2 rRNA genes are annotated in these 5,367 nt (G+C 53.5%); both read left to right on the top strand.

The features are described from left to right. Positions 1–355 precede the first annotated feature (355 nt). Positions 356–1,878 (top strand): 16S ribosomal RNA (locus tag C5L39_RS10545). A gap of 402 nt (positions 1,879–2,280) precedes the next feature. Further along, positions 2,281–5,360 (top strand): 23S ribosomal RNA (locus C5L39_RS10550). Together the 16S and 23S rRNA genes form the textbook arrangement of a ribosomal RNA operon. The last annotated feature ends 7 nt before the right edge of the window (positions 5,361–5,367 follow it).

The following is a 5,367-nucleotide window of genomic DNA, read 5'->3' on the forward strand; positions in this document are numbered from 1 at the left end:
TTGTCTAGCTTGCTGCTGCGCATTTGTGTGTGTGGTGGTGGGTGTGTGCCGGGTGGTACCTGTCCGATTGAGGGTGCCACTGTAAATAATGCGCTACATGCTTTGGTGTGTGGTGAGTGTTGTTTCGGTGCGAATGCAATGAATGTTGTTGTCTTTTGGTGGTTGTCTAACCTTGCCCCGTCGGGTGGTTGGCGATCACTGGTAGATGATGATGGCCTACATGCTGCTTTGTGGTGTGTGGTTGTTGTTGTTTGCAGTTTTTGATGGATGATTGATGGTTGATATTTTTTGATCGTTGGTTGTTTGTTTATTTGGTTAGGTTTTGGGCTTTGCCTGAATGATTCTGCTGAATTATTTTGTGGAGAGTTTGATCCTGGCTCAGGACGAACGCTGGCGGCGTGCTTAACACATGCAAGTCGAACGGAAAGGCCCAGCTTGCTGGGTACTCGAGTGGCGAACGGGTGAGTAACACGTGGGTGATCTGCCTTGCACTTCGGGATAAGCCTGGGAAACTGGGTCTAATACCGGATATGACCTTCCTTTAGTGTGGAAGGTGGAAAGATTTATCGGTGCGAGATGAGCCCGCGGCCTATCAGCTTGTTGGTGGGGTAATGGCCTACCAAGGCGTCGACGGGTAGCCGGCCTGAGAGGGTGGACGGCCACATTGGGACTGAGATACGGCCCAGACTCCTACGGGAGGCAGCAGTGGGGAATATTGCACAATGGGCGCAAGCCTGATGCAGCGACGCCGCGTGGGGGATGACGGCCTTCGGGTTGTAAACCTCTTTCGACAGGGACGAAGTGAAAATGACGGTACCTGTATAAGAAGCACCGGCTAACTACGTGCCAGCAGCCGCGGTAATACGTAGGGTGCGAGCGTTGTCCGGAATTACTGGGCGTAAAGAGCTCGTAGGTGGTTTGTCGCGTCGTCTGTGAAATTCCGGAGCTTAACTCCGGGCGTGCAGGCGATACGGGCAATACTTGAGTGCTGTAGGGGAGACTGGAATTCCTGGTGTAGCGGTGAAATGCGCAGATATCAGGAGGAACACCAATGGCGAAGGCAGGTCTCTGGGCAGTAACTGACGCTGAGGAGCGAAAGCATGGGTAGCGAACAGGATTAGATACCCTGGTAGTCCATGCCGTAAACGGTGGGCGCTAGGTGTAGGGGACTTCCACGTCTTCTGTGCCGTAGCTAACGCATTAAGCGCCCCGCCTGGGGAGTACGGCCGCAAGGCTAAAACTCAAAGGAATTGACGGGGGCCCGCACAAGCGGCGGAGCATGTGGATTAATTCGATGCAACGCGAAGAACCTTACCTGGGCTTGACATATACCAGATCGGCGTAGAGATACGTCTTCCCTTGTGGTTGGTATACAGGTGGTGCATGGTTGTCGTCAGCTCGTGTCGTGAGATGTTGGGTTAAGTCCCGCAACGAGCGCAACCCTTGTCTTATGTTGCCAGCACGTTATGGTGGGAACTCATGAGAAACTGCCGGGGTCAACTCGGAGGAAGGTGGGGATGACGTCAAATCATCATGCCCCTTATGTCCAGGGCTTCACACATGCTACAATGGTCGGTACAGCAGGTTGCGAGACGGTGACGTCAAGCTAATCCTTCAAAGCCGGCCTCAGTTCGGATTGGGGTCTGCAACTCGACCCCATGAAGTCGGAGTCGCTAGTAATCGCAGATCAGCAACGCTGCGGTGAATACGTTCCCGGGCCTTGTACACACCGCCCGTCACGTCATGAAAGTTGGTAACACCCGAAGCCAGTGGCCCAACACCCTTGTGGTGGGGGAGCTGTCGAAGGTGGGATCGGCGATTGGGACGAAGTCGTAACAAGGTAGCCGTACCGGAAGGTGCGGCTGGATCACCTCCTTTCTAAGGAGCTTTAATAGTGGGCCCTCCTATCTGCAGGTTTGTGGGTGGTTGTAGGGTCTGTTGATTGGTTTGTGGTTGCGTATGTCAACCCGCTGATCGTGAATAATCGGGTGGAGACACACCGTGAGAGTTAGGCAGTGTTATGCGCATTCCTTTGTGGGGTGTGTGGTTGTTGTTGCGGGAATATGTGTAAATCGTTGGCATGCTGTTGGGTGTCTGGGACAACATTGTTGTTTCGGTGATCGCTGATATCTTGTGTGTCCTGGCCTTTGTGGGTTGGGGTGTGTGAGTGTTGGTGGTGTGTTGTGTGAGAACTGTATAGTGGACGCGAGCATCTTTATTTTTGTGTGATTTTTTTTGTTGTGTTAGTTCACTCGGCCCGCACTGTTGTGTGGGTTGTGTGTGTGTTTGTGTAAGAGCACATGGCGGATGCCTTGGCATACTGAGCCGATGAAGGACGTGTGAGGCTGCGTTATGCCTCGGGGAGCTGCCAACAGAGCGTTGATCCGAGGATGTCCGAATGGGGAAACCCGGCTGTCGTTATGGGCAGTCACCCTTCAGTGAATTCATAGCTGTTGTGGAGGTAGACGCGGGGAAGTGAAACATCTCAGTACCCGCAGGAAGAGAAAATAATAATGATTCCGCTAGTAGTGGCGAACGAACGTGGATGAGGCTAAACCGTGTGTGTGTGATACCTGACAGGGGTTGCGCATGCGGTGTTGTGGGGTGTCATGTGACTGGGCTGTTGACTAGTCGCGGTGTATGTGTGGTCAGTGGAACTGGTTTGGGATGGCCGACCGTAGAGGGTGAGAGTCCCGTACGTTTAAACTGCATGTATGTTGTTGTGATATACCCGAGTAGCAGCGGGCTCGTGGAATCTGCTGTGAATCTGCCGGGACCACCCGGTAAGCCTAAATACTCAGTATGACCGATAGCGGATAGTACCGTGAGGGAATGGTGAAAAGTACCCCGGGAGGGGAGTGAAATAGTACCTGAAACCATGTGCTTACAATCCGTCAGAGCACCTCTTGTGTGTGATGGCGTGCCTTTTGAAGAATGAGCCTGCGAGTCAGCGGCATGTCGCGAGGTTAACCCGTGTGGGGTAGTCGTAGCGAAAGCGAATCCTAACTAGGGTGTTTTAGTGGCATGTCCTGGACCCGAAGCGGAGTGATCTACCCATGGCCAGTGTGAAGCGACGGTAAGACGTCGTGGAGGCGCGAACCCACTTAGGTTGAAAACTGAGGGGATGAGTTGTGGGTAGGGGTGAAAGGCCAATCAAACTCCGTGATAGCTGGTTCTCCCCGAAATGCATTTAGGTGCAGCGTTGCGTGGTGCTTGCCGGAGGTAGAGCGACTGGTTGGTTGAGCGGGACTACAATCTTAGCAATGTCAGCCAAACTCCGAATGCCGGTATAGTTAGCGCAGCAGTGAGACTGTGGGGGATAAGCTTCATGGTCGAGAGGGAAACAGCCCAGATCGCCGGCTAAGGCCCCTAAGCGTGTACTAAGTGGAAAAGGATGTGGGATCGCGAAGACAGCCAGGAGGTTGGCTTAGAAGCAGCCATCCTTGAAAGAGTGCGTAATAGCTCACTGGTCGAGTGGTTCTGCGCCGACAATGTAGTGGGGCTCAAGTACACCGCCGAAGCCGCGGCAACATCGTCTCCTTTGAGAGGCGTGTTGGGTAGGGGAGCGTCGTGCACTGCGATGAAGCAGTACCGTGAGGGGCTGTGGAGTGTGCGCGAGTGAGAATGCAGGCATGAGTAACGATAGATGAGTGAGAATCTCATCCGCTGGATGACTAAGGGTTCCTGGGTCAAGTTCGTCTTCCCAGGGTGAGTCGGGACCTAAGGCGAGGCCGACAGGCGTAGTCGATGGACAACGGGTTGATATTCCCGTACCCGTGTATATGCGCCCATGTGTGAATCAGTGATACTAACCACCCATAATCATGATGACTATTGGCTTTGCTAGTAGCGTTGTGTGCGTGCGTGGGACCTGAACTGGTAGTAGCCAAGTGATGGGGTGACGCAGTGGGGTAGCCGAGCCACTTATTGGATTGTGGTGTAAGCGTGTAGCACGAACGGATAGGTAAATCCGCCGTTCATGATGTGTGAGACGTGATGCGTAGCCCTTTTGGGTGATGTCGGTGATCCCGTGCTGTCGAGAAAAGCCTCTAGCGAGTATATACATGGCCCGTACCCTAAACCGACACAGGTAGTCAGGTAGAGAATACTAAGGCGTTCGGGTGAACTGTGGTTAAGGAACTCGGCAAAATGCCCCCGTAACTTCGGGAGAAGGGGGGCCATCATGGGTGATCGTTCTTGCAACGTGAGCGTATGGTGGTCGCAGAGAATAGAGGGAAGCGACTGTTTATTAAAAACACAGGTCCGTGCGAAAACGTTTAAGTTGATGTATACGGACTGACGCCTGCCCGGTGCTGGAAGGTTAAGAGGACCTGTTAGGTGGTAACACCGAAGCGGAGAATTTAAGCCCCAGTAAACGGCGGTGGTAACTATAACCATCCTAAGGTAGCGAAATTCCTTGTCGGGTAAGTTCCGACCTGCACGAATGGCGTAACGACTTCCCTGCTGTCTCAACCACAGGCCCGGTGAAATTGCAGTACGAGTAAAGATGCTCGTTACGCGCGGCAGGACGAAAAGACCCCGGGACCTTCACTATAGCTTGGTATTGGTGTTCGGTTCGGTTTGTGTAGGATAGGTGGGAGACGTAGATCACATGACGCTAGTTGTGTGGGAGTCGTTGTTGAAATACCACTCTGATCGGATTGGATACCTTAACCTTGGCCCATGATCTGGGTCGGGGACAGTGCCTGGTGGGTAGTTTAACTGGGGCGGTTGCCTCCCAAAATGTAACGGAGGCGCCCAAAGGTTCCCTCAGCCTGGTTGGTAATCAGGTGTTGAGTGTAAGTGCACAAGGGAGCTTGACTGTGAGAGTGACAACTCAAGCAGGGACGAAAGTCGGGACTAGTGATCCGGCACCTACTTGTGGAAGTGGTGTCGCTCAACGGATAAAAGGTACCCCGGGGATAACAGGCTGATCTTCCCCAAGAGTCCATATCGACGGGATGGTTTGGCACCTCGATGTCGGCTCGTCGCATCCTGGGGCTGGAGTAGGTCCCAAGGGTTGGGCTGTTCGCCCATTAAAGCGGCACGCGAGCTGGGTTTAGAACGTCGTGAGACAGTTCGGTCTCTATCCGCCGCGCGCGTAGAAACTTGTGGAAGGCTGTCCCTAGTACGAGAGGACCGGGACGGACGTACCTCTGGTGTGCCAGTTGTTCCGCCAGGAGCAGGGCTGGTTGGCTACGTACGGAAGGGATAACCGCTGAAAGCATCTAAGCGGGAAGCCTGTTCCAAGATGAGGTTTCTTTTGAGGCTCCCTATAGATTATGGGGTTGATAGGCCAGATCTGGAAGCACTGTAAGGTGTGGAGGTGACTGGTACTAATTGGCCGACTAAACACCCACCCAAACC

Source organism: Corynebacterium alimapuense (genome assembly GCF_003716585.1).
In the GTDB taxonomy this organism is placed as follows: Bacteria; Actinomycetota; Actinomycetes; order Mycobacteriales; family Mycobacteriaceae; genus Corynebacterium; species Corynebacterium alimapuense.